The 236-nt window shown below is 58.9% G+C and carries 1 protein-coding gene; it reads left to right on the top strand.

Annotation, left to right across the window (positions count from 1 at the left end):
- The coding region (gene tnpB, locus ACE418_RS13585; RefSeq protein WP_416451095.1) for an IS66 family insertion sequence element accessory protein TnpB at window positions 1-236 on the top strand (236 nt) is incomplete at both ends.

Below are 236 nucleotides of genomic sequence, written 5' to 3'. Positions count from 1 at the left end.
CAGCCTTCGCTTTTCCTGTTTTGCGGCCGTCGCCGGGACCGGTTCAAGGCCCTGCTCTGGCAGGGCGACGGTTTCCTGCTCCTATACAAACGCTTTGAAAAAGGAAGGCTGCAGTGGCCGAGGACCCCTGATGAAGTCCGGGAACTCACGCCACAGCAATACCGCTGGCTCATGGAGGGGCTGTCCGTTGAACAGCCCCGGGCCGTGCAAAAGATTACGCCGAAAACGGTTTTGTA

The sequence above is a fragment of the Megasphaera jansseni genome (genome assembly GCF_047974155.1).
GTDB lineage: Bacteria > Bacillota > Negativicutes > Veillonellales > Megasphaeraceae > Megasphaera.
The sequence above is the reverse complement of the archived record's forward strand: the minus strand, read 5'-3'. Positions and strand labels throughout refer to the sequence as shown.